Annotated in this window: 13 protein-coding genes; 8 read left to right on the top strand and 5 right to left on the bottom strand. The window is 57.3% G+C overall.

From position 1 onward, the window contains the following. Nucleotides 1–2 precede the first annotated feature (2 nt). Both cobO and VGC33_RS14235 read right to left on the bottom strand, forming a co-directional pair. Nucleotides 3–593 (bottom strand): cob(I)yrinic acid a,c-diamide adenosyltransferase, encoded by a 591-nt coding sequence (cobO, locus tag VGC33_RS14240; protein WP_331121428.1) that lies wholly within the window; start codon nucleotides 591–593, stop codon nucleotides 3–5. A gap of 17 nt (nucleotides 594–610) precedes the next feature. After that, nucleotides 611–1,369, bottom strand: a complete 759-nt coding sequence (locus VGC33_RS14235; RefSeq protein ID WP_331121427.1) for a YciK family oxidoreductase — start codon at nucleotides 1,367–1,369, stop codon at nucleotides 611–613. A 228-nt stretch (nucleotides 1,370–1,597) separates the two neighbouring features. On the opposite strand from VGC33_RS14235, the gene sohB reads away from it, so the two are divergent. After that, the gene (gene sohB / locus VGC33_RS14230) at nucleotides 1,598–2,644 is read left to right on the top strand and encodes a protease SohB (protein ID WP_331121426.1); all 1,047 of its coding nucleotides are present in this window, start codon (nucleotides 1,598–1,600) and stop codon (nucleotides 2,642–2,644) included. Nucleotides 2,645–2,704: 60 nt separating this feature from the next. On the opposite strand, the gene VGC33_RS14225 is transcribed toward sohB, so the two are convergent. Then, a complete protein-coding gene (locus VGC33_RS14225; protein WP_331121425.1) occupies nucleotides 2,705–2,956 on the bottom strand; it encodes a YciN family protein in 252 nt (83 codons plus the stop codon). A 423-nt stretch (nucleotides 2,957–3,379) separates the two neighbouring features. Here VGC33_RS14225 and topA point away from each other — a divergent pair, with 423 nt between their 5' ends. The 5 genes from topA (at nucleotide 3,380) to VGC33_RS14200 (ending at nucleotide 13,469) form a co-directional block, all read left to right on the top strand. Beyond that, nucleotides 3,380–5,968 (top strand): type I DNA topoisomerase, encoded by a 2,589-nt coding sequence (gene topA, locus VGC33_RS14220; RefSeq protein ID WP_331121424.1) that lies wholly within the window; start codon nucleotides 3,380–3,382, stop codon nucleotides 5,966–5,968. Nucleotides 5,969–6,407: 439 nt separating this feature from the next. Then, nucleotides 6,408–7,382, top strand: a complete 975-nt coding sequence (gene cysB / locus VGC33_RS14215; protein WP_331121423.1) for an HTH-type transcriptional regulator CysB — start codon at nucleotides 6,408–6,410, stop codon at nucleotides 7,380–7,382. A gap of 147 nt (nucleotides 7,383–7,529) precedes the next feature. Beyond that, nucleotides 7,530–10,202, top strand: coding sequence for an aconitate hydratase AcnA (gene acnA / locus VGC33_RS14210; protein WP_331121422.1), 2,673 nt, complete (start codon nucleotides 7,530–7,532; stop codon nucleotides 10,200–10,202). Between the two features lie 522 nt (nucleotides 10,203–10,724). Beyond that, nucleotides 10,725–12,014, top strand: a complete 1,290-nt coding sequence (locus VGC33_RS14205) for an HAAAP family serine/threonine permease (RefSeq protein ID WP_331121421.1) — start codon at nucleotides 10,725–10,727, stop codon at nucleotides 12,012–12,014. 90 nt (nucleotides 12,015–12,104) lie between these two features. Continuing rightward, nucleotides 12,105–13,469: an L-serine ammonia-lyase gene (locus tag VGC33_RS14200; protein WP_331121420.1), complete on the top strand. Its 1,365-nt coding sequence runs from the start codon at nucleotides 12,105–12,107 to the stop codon at nucleotides 13,467–13,469. Nucleotides 13,470–13,515: 46 nt separating this feature from the next. Here the strand turns inward: VGC33_RS14200 and VGC33_RS14195 are convergent, their stop codons facing one another. Both VGC33_RS14195 and ribA read right to left on the bottom strand, forming a co-directional pair. Continuing rightward, the gene (locus VGC33_RS14195; RefSeq protein WP_331121419.1) at nucleotides 13,516–13,923 is read right to left on the bottom strand and encodes a helix-turn-helix domain-containing protein; all 408 of its coding nucleotides are present in this window, start codon (nucleotides 13,921–13,923) and stop codon (nucleotides 13,516–13,518) included. Nucleotides 13,924–14,068: 145 nt separating this feature from the next. Next, entirely contained in the window at nucleotides 14,069–14,662 is a 594-nt protein-coding gene (ribA, locus tag VGC33_RS14190) for a GTP cyclohydrolase II (RefSeq protein WP_331121418.1), read from the bottom strand. A 271-nt stretch (nucleotides 14,663–14,933) separates the two neighbouring features. Between ribA and pgpB the strand changes: the two genes are divergently transcribed. Then, nucleotides 14,934–15,689, top strand: a complete 756-nt coding sequence (gene pgpB / locus VGC33_RS14185; RefSeq protein WP_331121417.1) for a phosphatidylglycerophosphatase B — start codon at nucleotides 14,934–14,936, stop codon at nucleotides 15,687–15,689. Nucleotides 15,690–15,851: 162 nt separating this feature from the next. Continuing rightward, nucleotides 15,852–16,645: D-ribose ABC transporter substrate-binding protein (locus VGC33_RS14180; protein WP_331121416.1), on the top strand; the 794-nt coding region annotated here is incomplete at its 3' end.

Below are 16,645 nucleotides of genomic sequence, written 5' to 3'. Positions count from 1 at the left end.
CCTTACCAATCCACACCCTGCTGTGCCTTGACGCCCGCGTCGAACGCATGTTTGACCGGGCGCAGTTCGCTGACCGTATCCGCCAGTTCAAGCAGTTCGCGGTGGCAGGCGCGGCCGGTGATGATCACCGTCTGGCGCGGCGGACGCTGGTTCAGCGCCGCAATCACCTCCGCTAAATCCACATAGTCGTAGGTTATCATATAGGTCAGCTCGTCGAGCAGCACCAGGTCCAGGCTGTCATCCGCCAGCATGCGCAGGCCGTGCCGCCACACGTCCTGGGCCGCTGCCCGGTCCGTCACCCGGTTCTGGGTGTTCCAGGTAAAACCGGTGGCCATGACCTGGAACTCAACGCCATGCGGCTCCAGCAGGTTCCTTTCGCCGTTCGGCCATTGCCCCTTGATAAACTGGATCACCCCGGCCCGCATGCCATGCCCTACCGCCCGGGTGACGGTGCCGAAGCCGGCGGTGGTTTTACCCTTGCCGTTGCCGGTGAACACAATGACGATACCGCGCTGTTCCGTGGCCGCGGCAATGCGGGCATCCACCTGTTCTTTTAAACGCTGCTGGCGCTGCTGATGCCTGTCTTCACTCATCTGCTGTTCCTGTATGATTATGCCGGGCCCGGTTTACGGTCCGGCTGGGCGTCAAAGCTGATACCGGTTTTGCGGCGGCTGTCGTCGCCCATCAAATAAAGGTAGATGGGCATAATGTCTGCGGGGGTCTTCAGCCGGTCCGCGTTTTCATCCGGAAAGGCGCGGGCGCGCATGCCGGTGCGGGTGCCGCCCGGGTTGATGCAGTTAACCCGCAGGGTTGCCGCGGGATATTCGTCCGCCAGCACCTGCATCATGCCTTCGGTGGCAAATTTGGAGACCGCGTACACGCCCCAGTTGGCCCGTCCCTGGCGCCCGACGCTGGAACTGCTGAACACCAGCGACGGCCGGGACGCCCGCAGTAACAGCGGCAGCATCGCCTGGGTCAGCATAAAGGTGGCGTTGACGTTAACCGCCATGACCTGTTGCCAGCTGTCGGGGGACTGGCGCGCCATCGGCGCTATTTCGCCCAATAGGCCGGCGTTGTTGAGCAGGCCGTCCAGATGAGAAACGTCGGCCGCCAGCCGCTGGCCGAGCAATGGGTAATCTTCCGCCCGCGCGGTGGCTAAGTCGAAGGGAAAGATGCGCGCCGGCTGGCCGCCTTCGGTGGCAATCAATTCCGCCACCGCCGCCAGCTTGGCCTCGGTGCGGCCGAGCAGCAGCAGGCTGGCGCCGTGGCGGGCGAACGTCAGCGCCGCCTCGCGGCCGATGCCGTCGCCGGCTCCGGTCACCATAATGATGCGGCCGGCCAATAAATTATGTTTGGGCTGATAGTACAAGGGAAACTCCTTTGTTAACCCGTCCGGTCACCCTGTGGGTGATACTAGCGCGCTTTTTACCCGACGGTCTCTCTTTTTATGCCTGAAACCTGACCTCATTTCAATCGTTAACGGTTTACCCCCTTAATATACGTAAACCTACGTAATATTCTGATTTTCCCGGCGACGTACTCCCGCGCCTTAGCTAGAATAGACCTCAACGGAAAACACATTCAGCAAGGCGACAGCGTGGAATTTATTACACTTTATGGACTCTTCCTGGCAAAAACCCTCACCGTGGTGGTGGCTCTCGGCGCAATTTTGATGTTGGTCATGGGAATGCGTCAACGGCAGCGCCGGCGCTCAGGTGAAATCCAGATAACGGATCTGGGAAAGCAGTATCGCGAGATGCAACGGGAAATGAAGCTGGCGCGCATGGGCGAGGCTGAACAGCGTATCTGGCACAAACGCTATAAAAAGCAGGAAAAGAGCGAGGCGAAACAGGCGCGCGTCCGCGCCAAACACGGCGAAAAATCGCCGCAGAAATCCTGCCTCTACGTGCTGGATTTCAAGGGCAGCATGGATGCCGGCGAAGTCGGTTCGCTGCGTGAGGAGGTTTCCGCGGTGCTGGCGGTGGCAAAACCGGAAGACGAGGTGCTGCTGCGCCTGGAAAGCCCCGGTGGGGTGGTGCACGGTTACGGCCTGGCCGCCTCTCAGCTCCAGCGTTTACGCGATCGCGGTATCCGCCTGACGGTGGCGGTGGACAAGGTGGCCGCCAGCGGCGGGTATATGATGGCCTGCGTCGCCGATCGCATTATCGCCGCGCCTTTCGCCATTGTCGGCTCCATCGGCGTCGTGGCCCAGATCCCCAACTTCAATCGCCTGCTCAAGCGCAATGATATCGATATGGAGCTGCACACCGCCGGCGCCTATAAGCGCACCCTGACCCTGTTCGGTGAAAACTCGCCGGAAGGACGGGAAAAATTCCAGCAGGATCTGGATGAGACCCATCAGCTCTTTAAACGGTTCGTCCATGATATGCGCCCTACGCTTGATATCGAAGCGGTGGCGACCGGCGAGCACTGGTACGGCACCCAGGCGCGGGAAAACGGCCTGGTGGACGGCATCGGCACCAGCGACGATTTGCTGATTGCCGAAATGGCCAACCATGAGGTAATCAGCGTGCGTTTCGCGCGGCGCAAACGAATGCTCGCGCGTTTTACCGACAGCGCGGCGTTAAGTATTGAACAGCGCTTATTGCATTTATGGCAACGGGGCCAGAAGCCGTTACTGTGATGCGCCCCCGCCCATAGGGCGGGTCGCTGCGCGCTTTGCGCCGGCGCAAAGCGCCGGTCTTTACTCCTCCAGGTGGTATTTTTGCGACAGCACCACGGCGAGATGTTTAAACATATTGAACACCGCCATGGTTTTAAAGGTGGGTAATCCCTCCTGGTCAAAAAAGAATTCACCCCGGAAAATCAGCACTCCGCCTTTTTGTTCAACCTCGGTTGCTTCCATTCCATGGATATATTCACTGTGGGCGCGAATAATCCGGTTGGCTTCCATAAGCAGGCTGTTGCGATCAATAGGGGTGGTGTCAGCGTACATGGGTATTACTCCTGAGAAGTCTTCCGGCCTATTGTAATCCCCTGTTGTGTTTGGCTGCAAACAGACTAAGGTTTATTCGGTCGGACCCGGCTTTTTAATGGGTTTCCCCGGCCGGAAAATTTTTTGCGCCGCTAATAAGTTGCACCAACTTTTTTATCATGTAGAGTGTGGGCCTTCATCAGCGGGGGCGGATAACCATGGCTTAATCAATAGTTGGTTTATCAATATTTAATGGAAATATTGATAAATTAATTTTATTTTTCAATAGGTTGATCTCATGGCAAAGGCGAAAAAGCAGACTGGCTGAACAGAGGTTGATTTTTGACGGCATGGCCGCAATATAAAATGAGTAAATGCCCAGCCTAAGTCTGGCGCACAAAATGCTTCTTAATTACAGAAGAAATCATTCAGGTAAAGGTAAACATGGGTAAAGCTCTCGTTATCGTTGAATCCCCGGCAAAAGCCAAAACGATTAATAAATATCTTGGCAATGACTACGTCGTTAAATCGAGCGTCGGTCACATCCGTGATTTGCCCACCAGCGGTTCCGCCACTAAAAAAAGCGCCGACGCCACCAAAACGAAAAAAGTGAAAAGCGACGCGCAAACCGCGCTGGTCAATCGCATGGGAATCGATCCCTACCACGGCTGGAAAGCGCATTACGAGATCCTCCCCGGTAAAGAAAAAGTGGTCAATGAGCTCAAGGCGCTGGCGCAAAATGCCGACCACATCTATCTCGCAACCGACCTTGACCGCGAAGGGGAAGCCATTGCCTGGCACCTGCGGGAAGTGATAGGCGGCGACGACGCGCGTTTTAGCCGGGTGGTATTTAATGAAATCACCCGCAACGCCATTACGGCGGCGTTTAAAAAACCCGGCGAGCTGAATATCGACCGGGTCAATGCCCAGCAGGCCAGGCGCTTTATGGACCGCGTGGTGGGTTATATGGTCTCGCCGCTGCTGTGGAAAAAACTGGCGCGCGGGCTTTCCGCCGGACGCGTGCAGTCGGTGGCGGTGCGCCTGGTGGTGGAGCGTGAACGCGAGATAAAGGCTTTTGTGCCCGAAGAGTATTGGGAGCTGCACGCCGATCTGAAGGTCTCGGCCAAGGCGCAGCTGCAGATGCAGGTGACCCATCACGGCGACAAACCCTTTAAACCGGTTAACCAGGCGCAGACCCAGGCCGCGGTCGCGCAGTTGGAAAACGCGCAATATGTCATTGCCGATCGCGAGGACAAGCCGACCAGCAGCAAGGCGGGCGCGCCTTTTACCACCTCGACGCTCCAGCAGGCCGCCAGTACCCGTCTGGGTTACGGCGTCAAGAAAACCATGATGCTGGCCCAACGCCTGTATGAGGCGGGGCATATTACCTATATGCGTACCGACTCGACCAACCTGAGCCAGGACGCGCTGGCCATGGCCCGGGATTATATCGGCGCCCAGTTCGGCGCCAAATATCTGCCCAAGCAGGCCAATGAATACGCCAGCAAGGAAAATGCCCAGGAAGCGCATGAAGCGATCCGCCCCTCCGATGTCGCCAATCTGGCCGAACAGCTAAAAGACATGGAAGCGGACGCCCAGAAGCTGTATCAACTGATTTGGCGCCAGTTTGTCGCCTGCCAGATGATGCCGGCGCAATATGACTCCACCACCCTGACGGTAAAGGCGGCGGATTACCTGCTGCGCGCCAAGGGCCGCATCCTGCGCTTCGACGGCTGGACCAAGGTCATGCCCGCGCTGCGCAAGGGGGATGAAGATCGTACCCTGCCGCCGGTTAGCGTGGGCCAGACCCTTGATCTGGAAAAATTACTGCCCAGCCAGCATTTCACCAAGCCGCCCGCGCGCTACAGCGAAGCGTCGCTGGTCAAGGAACTGGAAAAACGCGGCATCGGCCGGCCGTCCACCTATGTGTCCATCATTTCCACCATTCAGGATCGTGGGTATGTTCAGGTGGAAAACCGTCGTTTCTACGCCGAAAAAATGGGTGAAATCGTCACCGATCGCCTGGAGGAGAATTTCCGGGAGCTGATGAACTACGATTTCACCGCCCGCATGGAAGACAAGCTCGATCAGGTTGCCAATAACGAGGCCGAGTGGAAGGCGGTGCTGGATTCGTTCTTCAGGGAATTCAGCGACCAGCTCGAAAAGGCGGAAAAAGACCCGGAAGAAGGCGGCATGCGCCTTAACCAAATGGTGATGACCAGCATTGATTGCCCCACCTGCGGGCGCAAAATGGGCATTCGCACCGCCAGCACCGGCGTGTTCCTGGGGTGCTCAGGGTATTCCCTGCCGCCGAAGGAACGCTGCAAAACCACCATCAACCTGATCCCGGAATCGGAAACCCTCAACCTGCTTGAGGGCGAAGACGCCGAAACCAATGCCCTGCGCGCGCGCCGCCGCTGCCCGAAATGCGGCACCGCCATGGACAGCTATCTGATCGACAACGGCCGCAAGCTGCATGTCTGCGGCAGTAATCCGCTGTGCGACGGTTACGAAATCGAGCAGGGCGAATTTCGCATCAAAGGCTACGACGGCCCGGTGGTCGAATGTGAAAAATGCGGCTCCGACATGCATCTAAAACTGGGACGCTTCGGCAAGTACATGGCCTGTACCAACGAAGAGTGCAAAAACACCCGTAAAATCCTGCGCAACGGCGACGTGGCGCCGCCAAAGGAAGATCCGGTGCCATTGCCGGAGCTGGCGTGCGAAAAGTCGGACGCCTATTTTGTCCTGCGTGACGGCGCGGCGGGCGTATTCCTGGCGGCCAACACCTTCCCGAAATCACGCGAAACCCGGGCGCCGCTGGTGGAGGAACTGGCGCGCTTCAAAGATCGCCTGCCGGAAAAACTGCGCTACCTGGCCGATGCGCCGGTAAAGGATCCCGAGGGCAATAAAGCGATGGTGCGCTTTAGCCGCAAGACCAAACAGCAGTACGTTTCCTCGGAAAAAGAGGGCAAAGCCACCGGCTGGACGGCGTTTTATATCGACGGCAAATGGCAGGTCGCCAAAAAGTAACGGCCGGCGGGTCGCGCGTCGCTGCGCGATGCCTTCCGCCGCCATACGCAGCTCATGCCGCCCTACAAAAATAGATAGCTTAGGCACCCAGCTCGGAGCATGGAGCAAGGGCATACCACCACGACCCCAAAAAACCTCTCTACTTGCAGACGATGGGGTTGACGTTATGCCGGCATAAACCTCACCCCCAGCCGCAGGCGCTCCCCCCGCCGGGGCGGCATAATTCCCTCACCGGCGGCATAAACCCTAACGCCCGCGCCCGCCAACCCATCGGCTGGTTTTTTTATGTCTTATAAATAAGTTATATATAGCGATTTTTTATGATTAAATAGTATTAATTGCAAGAGAAGCTTTCCCGTTGATGTCCAGGCAGCCACCGCGCCTTCGGCCGCGACGTCGACCAGTAGTCTTGCGTCCAATTTATGCCAGGATGACAAAAATGAAATTGCAGCAACTTCGCTATATTGTTGAAGTCGTGAACCACAACCTGAATGTCTCCTCCACCGCAGAGGGGCTGTACACCTCCCAGCCCGGCATCAGCAAACAGGTACGCATGCTGGAAGATGAACTCGGCGTACAGATTTTCGCCCGCAGCGGCAAACATCTCACCCAGGTGACACCCGCCGGACAGGAAATCATCCGCATTGCCCGCGAAGTCCTCTCCAAGGTTGACGCCATCAAGGCGGTGGCGGGGGAACACACCTATCCGGATAAAGGCTCGCTGTACGTCGCCACCACCCACACCCAGGCGCGCTACGCCCTGCCGGATGTGATCAAAGGCTTTATCGAACGCTATCCCCGCGTCTCCCTGCACATGCACCAAGGATCGCCGACGCAAATTGCCGAAGCGGTTTCCAAAGGCATCGCGGATTTCGCCATCGCCACCGAAGCCCTTCACCTCTACGACGACCTGGTGATGCTGCCATGCTATCACTGGAATCGCGCCATCGTGGTATTGCCGACCCACCCGCTGGCGGGCAAGGACCGTATTACCATCGAAGAACTGGCCGCGTTCCCCCTGGTGACCTACACCTTCGGTTTTACCGGGCGCTCGGAGCTGGACACCGCCTTTAACCGCGCCGGGCTTACGCCGCGCATCGTCTTCACCGCCACCGACGCCGACGTGATCAAAACCTATGTGCGCATGGGCCTGGGGGTGGGCGTCATCGCCAATATGGCGGTCAGCAGCGAGGCCGATCCCGATTTGGTAAAAATCAACGCCGATGCCATGTTTGCCCTCAGTACCACCAAAATCGGTTTTCGCCGCAGCACCTTCCTGCGCAGCTACATGTACGATTTCATCCAGCGCTTCGCGCCGCACCTCACCCGCGACGTGGTGGACACCGCGGTGGCCCTGCGCTCCAATGAAGAAATCGAGGCGATGTTCAAAGACATCAAATTACCGGTAAAGTAACGCGCCGAACCCGGCGCCGGCGCGGCCGCGCCGATGAGCACACTTTATGTTATAAAAAAGTTGCGTAATTCTTGTAAATTGTTTACTGCAATACCTCAACCTGAACAGGGTTATGACTATAATAAAGTAAAAGTCTGGAGGAGAGCTATGTCGACAACCATCCGAGAAGCCAGTAGGGATCAACTGGTCGTACGCGATAAAACCTACCGCTATTTCAGCCTGCCGAAGGCGGCCCAACGCCTGGGTAATCTGGACGCGCTGCCCAAATCCATGAAAGTCCTGCTGGAAAACCTGCTGCGCAACCAGGATGACGATATCGTCACCGAAGCGGATTTGCGCGCCCTGGCCGGCTGGCTTTTGCATGCGCACGCCGACGGTGAAATTGCCTACCGCCCGGCGCGGGTGCTGATGCAAGACTTTACCGGCGTTCCGGCGGTGGTGGATCTCGCGGCGATGCGCGAAGCGGTAAAACGCCTGGGCGGCGACGTCGATAAGGTCAACCCGCTTTCGCCGGTGGATCTGGTTATCGACCATTCGGTGACCGTCGACAGCTATGGCGACGATCGCGCGTTTGCCGAAAATAACCAATTGGAAATGGACAGGAACCTCGAGCGCTATAAATTCCTGCGCTGGGGACAGCAGGCTTTCAGCCGTTTTCGCGTGGTGCCGCCGGAAAACGGCATTTGCCATCAGGTCAACCTGGAGTACCTGGCGCTCACCGTGTGGCATGAACAGCAGGATGGCGAGGCGGTGGCGTTCCCCGATACCCTGGTCGGCACCGACTCCCACACCACCATGGTCAACGGCCTCGGCGTCCTGGGCTGGGGCGTTGGCGGCATCGAAGCCGAGGCGGCCATGCTCGGCCAGCCGGTTTCAATGCTTATCCCGGATGTGGTGGGGTTTAAACTGCTCGGCAAACTCAATGAAGGCATTACCGCCACCGATCTGGTGCTCACCGTCACCCAGATGCTGCGCAAGCACGGCGTGGTGGGGAAATTCGTCGAATTCTACGGCGACGGGCTTGACGTACTGCCGCTGGCGGACCGGGCCACCATCGCCAATATGGCGCCGGAATACGGCGCCACCTGCGGCTTTTTCCCGGTGGATGCCATTACGCTTGACTACCTGCGCCTGACCGGCCGTTCCGAGGAGCAGATTGCCCTGGTGGAAGCCTACAGCAAGCAGCAGGGACTCTGGCGCCATCACGGCGATGAACCGCGTTTTACCAGCACCCTCGAACTTGATATGGGCAGCGTCGTGGCAAGTCTTGCCGGGCCGAAACGCCCGCAGGACCGCGTGGCGCTGCCGGGCGTGCCCGCCGCGTTTCGCGCCAGCGACGAACTGGATTTTACCAAGCGCACCCACCATCCGGATTTCCAGACCTTCGAACTGGACGGGCAACAGCATGAACTGCATCAGGGCGCGGTGGTGATCGCCGCCATCACCTCCTGCACCAATACCTCCAACGCCAATATCCTGATGGCCGCCGGGCTGCTGGCCCGAAACGCGGTTAATAAGGGATTGCGCACCCAACCCTGGGTCAAGACCTCGCTGGCCCCCGGCTCGAAGGTGGTCACCGATTACCTCGCCGCCGCCGGCCTTACGCCTTACCTGGATCGCCTGGGCTTTAATCTGGTGGGATACGGCTGCACCACCTGCATCGGCAACTCCGGTCCGTTAAAAGAATCCATCGAGGCGGCAATCAAATCCGGCGATCTGACGGTGGGGGCGGTGCTGTCCGGCAACCGCAACTTTGAAGGGCGCATCCATCCGCTGGTGAAAACCAACTGGCTGGCGTCCCCGCCCCTGGTGGTGGCTTATGCCCTGGCGGGCAATATGATGGTGAACCTGAGCGAGGATCCGCTCGGCACCGACCCGCAGGGACAACCGGTGTACCTGAAGGACATCTGGCCCAGCTCGGCGGAAATCGCCGATGCGGTGGCGTTGGTCAACAGCGCTATGTTCCATAAAGAATACAGCGCGGTGTTTAACGGCAATGCGCAATGGCAAAATATCGAGGTCAACCGCACGCCAACCTACGACTGGCAGCCGGATTCCACCTATATCCGCCTGACGCCGTTTTTCGACGAGATGCAGCACCAGCCGAAGCCGGTGGAAAACATCGTTAACGCCAGGATACTGGCCCTGCTGGGCGATTCGGTGACCACCGACCATATCTCTCCCGCCGGCAATATCAAGGTGGACAGCCCGGCGGGCCTGTATCTGCGCGAAAACGGCGTCGAGGCCGGCAACTTTAACTCCTACGGTTCCCGGCGCGGCAATTACGAAGTCATGGCGCGCGGCACTTTTGCCAATATCCGCATTCGCAACGAGATGGTGCCGGGCGTGGAAGGGGGCATAACCCGTCATATCCCCTCCGGCGACGAGCTGGCGATTTACGATGCCGCCATGCGTTACCTTCAGCACCAGGTGCCGCTGGCGATTATCGCCGGGAAGGAATACGGCTCCGGCTCCAGCCGCGACTGGGCCGCCAAGGGCCCAAGGCTGCTGGGGATCCGGGTGGTGATTGCCGAGTCGTTCGAGCGTATCCATCGCTCCAACCTTATCGGCATGGGCATTTTGCCGCTGGAGTTCCCGGCGGGCGTGACCCGCAAGACGCTGGGCCTGACCGGCGACGAAAGTATCAGCATCAGCGGCCTGGGCGAGCTGACGCCGGGCCAGACGGTGCCGGTACGCATAACCTATGCCGATGGTCGGCTCGAGGTGGTGCCGGCCCGTTGCCGTATTGATACCGGCAATGAACTGACCTATTTCCGCCATGACGGTATCCTGAACTATGTGATCCGCAAGATGCTGTAATCCCTCCTCGCTTTCCGCCGCCCCGCTGGGCGGCGGAAGAATAAATGCCGGCCTCCGCCCGATAGCCTCTTCAAGCGTTGATGACCGCCCCGGCGGACATCAGGGAAAATAAATGACATAATCCGCGTGACTTTGATGATGCCGGGTATATTATTTCCCGGCATGATTATTTTCACCCGCCGGGATTATTATTTTCCATATTGGCCCGGGATGCTTATTCTGTTATTATGTTGGAATATAAAGTATCAAATTAGCACCCTTAGAGAGAAATGGAGTTAAAGTATTATTATTGACGTTTTAATTTAAATGCCATTTTAATTTCCTCGCTAAATACCTGCAATTTTGTGATCGCCACAGGGATATTAATATTTCCACATGATATAGAATGCCGCCACTGAAAAGATATCGTCCCGGTAGGAAATAGATTTCTATTTTCATCGGCGGCTATTTTTAACTTTAGCGCAATATCTTTAACATATTCACGGCATTTTTATTTTATCGTTCCCCGAGGAGAACACAATAATGAATAGCATTACGGAAAGCGTATCGGTACCGGTGGCGTCCTCCGCCGCCAGTTGGCGCAAAAGCGACACTATGTGGATGTTGGGCCTCTACGGCACGGCCATCGGCGCGGGCGTGCTGTTTTTACCCATTAACGCGGGCATTGGCGGGCTGCTGCCGCTCATTATCATGGCGATTATCGCGTTTCCCATGACCTTTTACGCCCATCGCGGATTATGCCGTTTTGTATTGTCGGGAAAAAATGGCGGCGAGGATATAACCGAAGTTGTCGAAGAACATTTTGGCGTGGGTGCTGGAAAATTAATCACCTTGCTGTATTTTTTTGCGATATATCCTATTTGTTTAGTCTACGGCGTAGCGATTACCAATACCGTTAACAGCTTTATTACCCATCAGCTTCATTTGGCGGCTCCGCCGCGGGCGATATTATCGCTAATATTAATTCTAGGACTGATGACCATCGTGCGTTTCGGTAAAGACATGATTGTCAAAGCCATGAGCATTTTGGTTTTTCCCTTTGTCGCGGCATTAATGTTGCTGGCGTTTTATTTAATTCCCAACTGGAGCAGCGCCATATTCGACAGCGCCACGGTCGCCGGCGGCGCCACCGGCCATGGCCTGATGACCACGCTGTGGCTGGCTATCCCCGTGATGGTGTTCTCATTTAATCATTCGCCGATTATTTCCTCGTTTGCGGTGGCCAAGCGCCAGGAATATGGCATGGACGCGGAGAAAAAATGCTCCCGCATCCTGGCCTGCAGCCATGTGATGATGGTGGTGACGGTGATGTTTTTTGTCTTCAGCTGCGCGCTCAGCCTCTCAACCGCCGATCTGATGGAGGCCAAGGCGCAGAACATTTCCATCCTGTCCTACCTGGCAAATCATTTCAATAATCCGCTGATTGAATGGCTGGCGCCGATTATCGCCACCGTCGCCATCAGCAAATCCTTCCTCGGCCACTATCTGGGCGCCCGTGAAGGCTTCAACGGCATGATGATCAAGTCGTTACGCAGCCGGGGCAAAACCGCCAGCGAAGAAAAGCTTAACCGCATTACCGGTATTTTCATGCTGCTGACCACCTGGCTTGTGGCCACGCTGAACCCCAGCATCCTCGGCATGATTGAAACCCTGGGCGGGCCGGTTATCGCCATGCTGCTGTTCCTGATGCCGATGTACGCCATCCAGAAAGTGCCGGCGATGAAAAAATACAGCGGCCATGTCAGCAACGTATTCGTGGTGTTTATGGGCCTGATCGCCATGTCGGCGATTATCTACAGCCTGATGGGCTGATGGCCGTACCGGGCCAGAGCGGCCCGGTTTGCTTTTCGCGCCGATGATGTCGATGGAAAACGTTCGGCGCTGAATAAAAAGGACAAGGTTATGGTTAGCATTTTTGATATTTTCAAGATAGGCATTGGTCCCTCCAGTTCACATACCGTCGGCCCGATGAAAGCCGGCAAAATGTTTACCGACGATTTACAGGCGCAGGGGCTGTTGTCCTCAATCGATCGCCTTTCAGCGGATGTTTATGGCTCGCTGTCGTTAACCGGCCGCGGGCATCATACCGATATCGCCATTATCATGGGCCTGGCCGGTAATCAACCCGATACGGTCGAGGTGGATGCCATCCCGCAGTTTATCCAGCAGGTGCGGCAACGCGGGCGGCTGCCCCTGGCGGACGGCCACGAGGTGGAATTCGCCGTGGACTCGGCCATTGCGTTTCGCGACGAAAACCTGCCGCTGCATGAAAACGGCATGATGTTCAACGCCTACCGGCAGAATTCGCTGGTGTACAGCAAAACCTATTACTCCATCGGCGGCGGCTTTGTGGTCGATCGGGAAAATTTCGGCAAAAAGAACCCATCCGAACCGGTGGTGCCGTATCCGTTTTTTTCAGCGCAGAACCTGTTGCGCCACTGTCGCGATAATTGCCTGTCGCTGTCGGCGGCGGTGATGAAAAACGAGCTGGCCCTGCATAGCCGCGAGGAGATTGAACATTACTTCGGCGCGGTGTGGAGCACCATGCAAAACGCCATGCGGCGCGGCATGAATACCGAAGGAGTGCTGCCGGGGCCGATCAGGGTGGCGCGCCGCGCCTCCAGCCTGCACCGGCTGCTGTTTACCAATGACCGTTTCTCCAGCGATCCGATGAATGCCATGGACTGGGTAAATATGTTCGCCATGGCGGTGGCCGAGGAAAACGCCGCCGGCGGGCGGGTGGTCACCGCGCCGACCAATGGGGCCTGCGGCATTATCCCGGCGGTGCTGGCCTACTATGATCATTTTATCCAGCCGGTGACCCCCGAGGCCTATCTGCGCTATTTCCTGGCGTCCGGCGTGGTTGGCGCGCTGTATAAAATGAACGCGTCCATTTCCGGCGCCGAGGTGGGCTGCCAGGGAGAAATCGGCGTGGCCTGCTCCATGGCGGCGGCGGGGCTGGCGGAACTGCTGGGCGGCAGTCCGGAACAGGTTTGCATCGCCGCCGAGATCGGCATGGAGCATAACCTCGGGCTGACCTGCGATCCGGTGGCGGGCCAGGTCCAGGTGCCTTGTATCGAGCGCAACGCCATTGTGGCGATGAAGGCGATCAACGCCGCGCGCATGGCGGTGCGGCGCACCACGGAACCGCGCGTTTCGCTGGATAAGGTTATCGAGACCATGTACGAAACCGGCAAGGACATGAACGCCAAATACCGCGAAACGTCGCGCGGCGGCCTGGCGATCAAGGTGATGTTATGTGAGTAGCGCGGCGCTTGACATCCGGTGAACCCGGCGGCAAGGGCGGCCGCGTTTACCACAGGATATTGTTTTCGGCGGCGGAGATATACCAGTCGACGGCGGAGGCTCCGGCGCTTTTTTCCGCCGCGGGTTTTTCAGCTTCATCCACCGTTGCGGCCTTTTTACGGATACGCAGCGGCGCGTTGCTTTTTTCGCCGCTGACCTGGGCGTTGAACGCGCGCACCTCGGCGTCGAACAGCACGCCCTCCAGTTGATGCAGGCGATTGAGGCCGCGCAGGATGCAGATAAGCGTACTGAGCGTGACCGAACCGCCCATTTCCGCGCGTTTAATGGTGGCGATGCCCAATCCCGAACGTTCCGCCAGGTCGATTTGCGACAGGCGCTGTTCGATGCGCGCATCCTTTATCCGGCGGCAGAGATCGGCGATGATTTCGCTGTCGTTCATGGTACTGAACTTCATGGTGGATAACCCTGTATTTAAAGAGGGTAATATACCTGATTATGTCGCGTCGATTCGGGTGGTCGATCTCATATCAAGGCACCCGGAAAACTTGGGGGCGACGTGTCGGATGCCACGATCGCCTTGGGCGGGAAGCGGGTAAAGGTTATTTGATATCCAGCAAATGGCCCATTTTGGCCGCTTTGGTATTGAGGTAGCGTTCGTTTTCCGGGTTACGCCCGACGATAAGCGGTACGCGCTCGGTAATATGGATGCCCGCCTCGGTAAGGATTTCCACCTTTTGCGGATTATTGGTCAGCAAACGCACCGATTCAACCCCCAACAGTTTGAACATGTCGGCGCACAGGGTGAAGTCACGTTCGTCGGCGGCAAAACCCAGCTGATGATTAGCCTCGACGGTATCGGCGCCTTTGTCTTGCAGCGCATAGGCGCGAATTTTATTCAGTAAGCCGATATTACGGCCTTCCTGGCGGTGGTAAAGCAAAATGCCGCGGCCTTCTTCGGCAATGTGGGTAAACGCGGCTTCAAGCTGAAAACCGCAGTCGCAGCGCAGGCTAAACAAGGCGTCGCCGGTGAGGCACTCGGAGTGTACCCGGGCCAGCACCGGTTTCACTCCGGTTATATCACCAAAAACCAATGCCAGGTGGTCGTGTCCGGTCGCTAATTCCTCGAATCCCACCATCAGGAAATCGCCCCAGGGTGTCGGCAGTTTGGCTTCTGCCACACGTTTAAGCTGCATGTTGCTCTCCAAAACGTCTTTAACGTCGCTCGTCCCACGCTCGATAAGGCCTTTATAGCTACTCTGGCGCGGTCAGATACGCAACGATTTATTAATAGTGTATTTTGCCATAAATTTACCGAAAACTGACGGTTGAAAATCCTGTTTGCTGGCAAAATAGTCATTTGATTGTCACAATTGCTTACCAACCGTTTATTCGCATTGGGAAAGATATCGCCGCCCCGACGTTAAACTGTTAAGCGGTAAAGACATTTAACGGAAAATCATCTTAATGTACAAAATTGCGAAACGCACCGGCCTGGGCGCGATGTTACTTATGATAATACCAATTTTGGTCTGGGTCAGTGGCTGGCAGTGGCATCCCGGCAATGAAGCCGATTGGTGGCGGGGCATGTTCTGGATAACCCAAACCGTCAGCGCCCCCTGGGGTATCGTCACCAGCGCGCTGCTGCTGGCCTGGTTTCTTTGGTGCCTGCGTTTTCGCTTAAAACCCGCCCTCGGCCTGGCCTGTATTCTGGGCGTGACTATTTTGGCGGGCCAGGGACTGAAAACGGTTATCAAGCAGCGGGTGCAGGAGCCGCGGCCTTATGTGCTGTGGCTGGAGCGGGATTTCTCCCTCGACGATCGGGTATTTTACTCGCTCCCGGGCAAGGAACGCGCGCAGTGGGTCAAAAAACAGCTGCGGGACGAGGGGCGGATCCCGCCGTGGCTGCGCAAGCATTGGCAGCATGATACCGGGTTTGCTTTTCCTTCCGGCCATACGATCTTCGCCGCCAGCTGGGCGCTGCTGGCATTGGGCCTGCTGTGGCCGCGGCGGCATTTCGCCTCGGTGGCGATAATTATGGCCTGGGCGGCGGCGGTGATGTGCAGCCGCCTGATCCTGGGAATGCATTGGCCGCGGGATCTGGTGATGGGGACGGCATTGAGCTGGCTGATGATAACGCTTGCCTGCTGGCTGGTGCAGCGGTGGATTGGTCCGCTGACGCCCAGGCAAGACGAGGCGCGGGATATCAATTCCCGCGCCTGAGCCTCAACCCCCCGCGATGTAATCATCTTGTTGCGTTTTGTGACAGCACTCGCTATTCCCAACAATCGTAATGGACATTGTGCCGGGGACTTGCCACACTCCGTATGAATATAAAATCAAAAGTGAATATATATTCACATGTATTCATCCAGGAGAACAACAATGAACCGCTTCCTACTGAAACCCTGTGTCGCCGCCGTCCTCTTGTCATTGTCCATGGCGTCCTTCGCCGCGGATAAAGGCTTGATTGCCATTATTACCCCGTCCCACGATAACCCGTTCTTCAAGGCGGAGGCCGACGCCGCCTCGGCCAAAGCCACCGAATTGGGGTATACCACGCTCGTGGCCTCCCATGACGATGACGTCAGCAAGCAGAACCAGCTGATTGAGACCGCCATCGCCCGCAAGGCCAAGGCCATCGTGCTGGATAACGCCGGCTCCGACGCCACCATCGGGCCGTTGAAAAAGGCCAAGGCCGCCGGGATTCCCGCTTTCCTTATCGATCGTGAAATCAACGCCACCGGCGTGGCGGTGGCGCAAATCGTGTCCAATAACTATCAGGGCGCACAGCTGGGCGCCGAGAAATTCGTCAAGCTGATGAACGGCAAGGGCAAGTATGTGGAACTGCTGGGCAAGGAGTCGGATACCAATGCCCACGTGCGTTCGCAGGGCTATCACGACGTGATTGACGAATATACCGGCCTGAAGATGGTGGCGCAGCAAACCGCCAACTGGAGCCAGACCGAGGCCTTCAGCCGGATGGAATCCATTCTGCAGGCCAATCCGGATATCACCGGCGTGATTTCCGGCAACGATACCATGGCGCTGGGCGCGGAAGCCGCGCTTAAGGCCGCCGGACGCAAAGACGTGATCCTGGTGGGTTTTGACGGCAGCGATTATGTGCGCGACTCGATTATCGCCAAGGGCAATATCAAGGCCACGGTGCTGCAGCCGGC

This window comes from Acerihabitans sp., from assembly GCF_036398755.1.
Classification (GTDB): domain Bacteria; phylum Pseudomonadota; class Gammaproteobacteria; order Enterobacterales; family Enterobacteriaceae; genus Acerihabitans.
This window is presented reverse-complemented; position numbering and strand designations above follow the sequence as displayed.

Coding starts and splice junctions, on each gene's coding strand:
- cobO (WP_331121428.1), bottom strand. CDS start 593: ATGAGTGAAGACAGGCATCAGCAGCGCCAGCAGCGTTTAAAAGAACAG.
- VGC33_RS14225 (WP_331121425.1), bottom strand. CDS start 2,956: ATGTACGCTGACACCACCCCTATTGATCGCAACAGCCTGCTTATGGAA.
- topA (WP_331121424.1), top strand. CDS start 3,380: ATGGGTAAAGCTCTCGTTATCGTTGAATCCCCGGCAAAAGCCAAAACG.
- cysB (WP_331121423.1), top strand. CDS start 6,408: ATGAAATTGCAGCAACTTCGCTATATTGTTGAAGTCGTGAACCACAAC.
- acnA (WP_331121422.1), top strand. CDS start 7,530: ATGTCGACAACCATCCGAGAAGCCAGTAGGGATCAACTGGTCGTACGC.
- VGC33_RS14205 (WP_331121421.1), top strand. CDS start 10,725: ATGAATAGCATTACGGAAAGCGTATCGGTACCGGTGGCGTCCTCCGCC.
- VGC33_RS14200 (WP_331121420.1), top strand. CDS start 12,105: ATGGTTAGCATTTTTGATATTTTCAAGATAGGCATTGGTCCCTCCAGT.
- VGC33_RS14195 (WP_331121419.1), bottom strand. CDS start 13,923: ATGAAGTTCAGTACCATGAACGACAGCGAAATCATCGCCGATCTCTGC.
- ribA (WP_331121418.1), bottom strand. CDS start 14,662: ATGCAGCTTAAACGTGTGGCAGAAGCCAAACTGCCGACACCCTGGGGC.
- pgpB (WP_331121417.1), top strand. CDS start 14,934: ATGTACAAAATTGCGAAACGCACCGGCCTGGGCGCGATGTTACTTATG.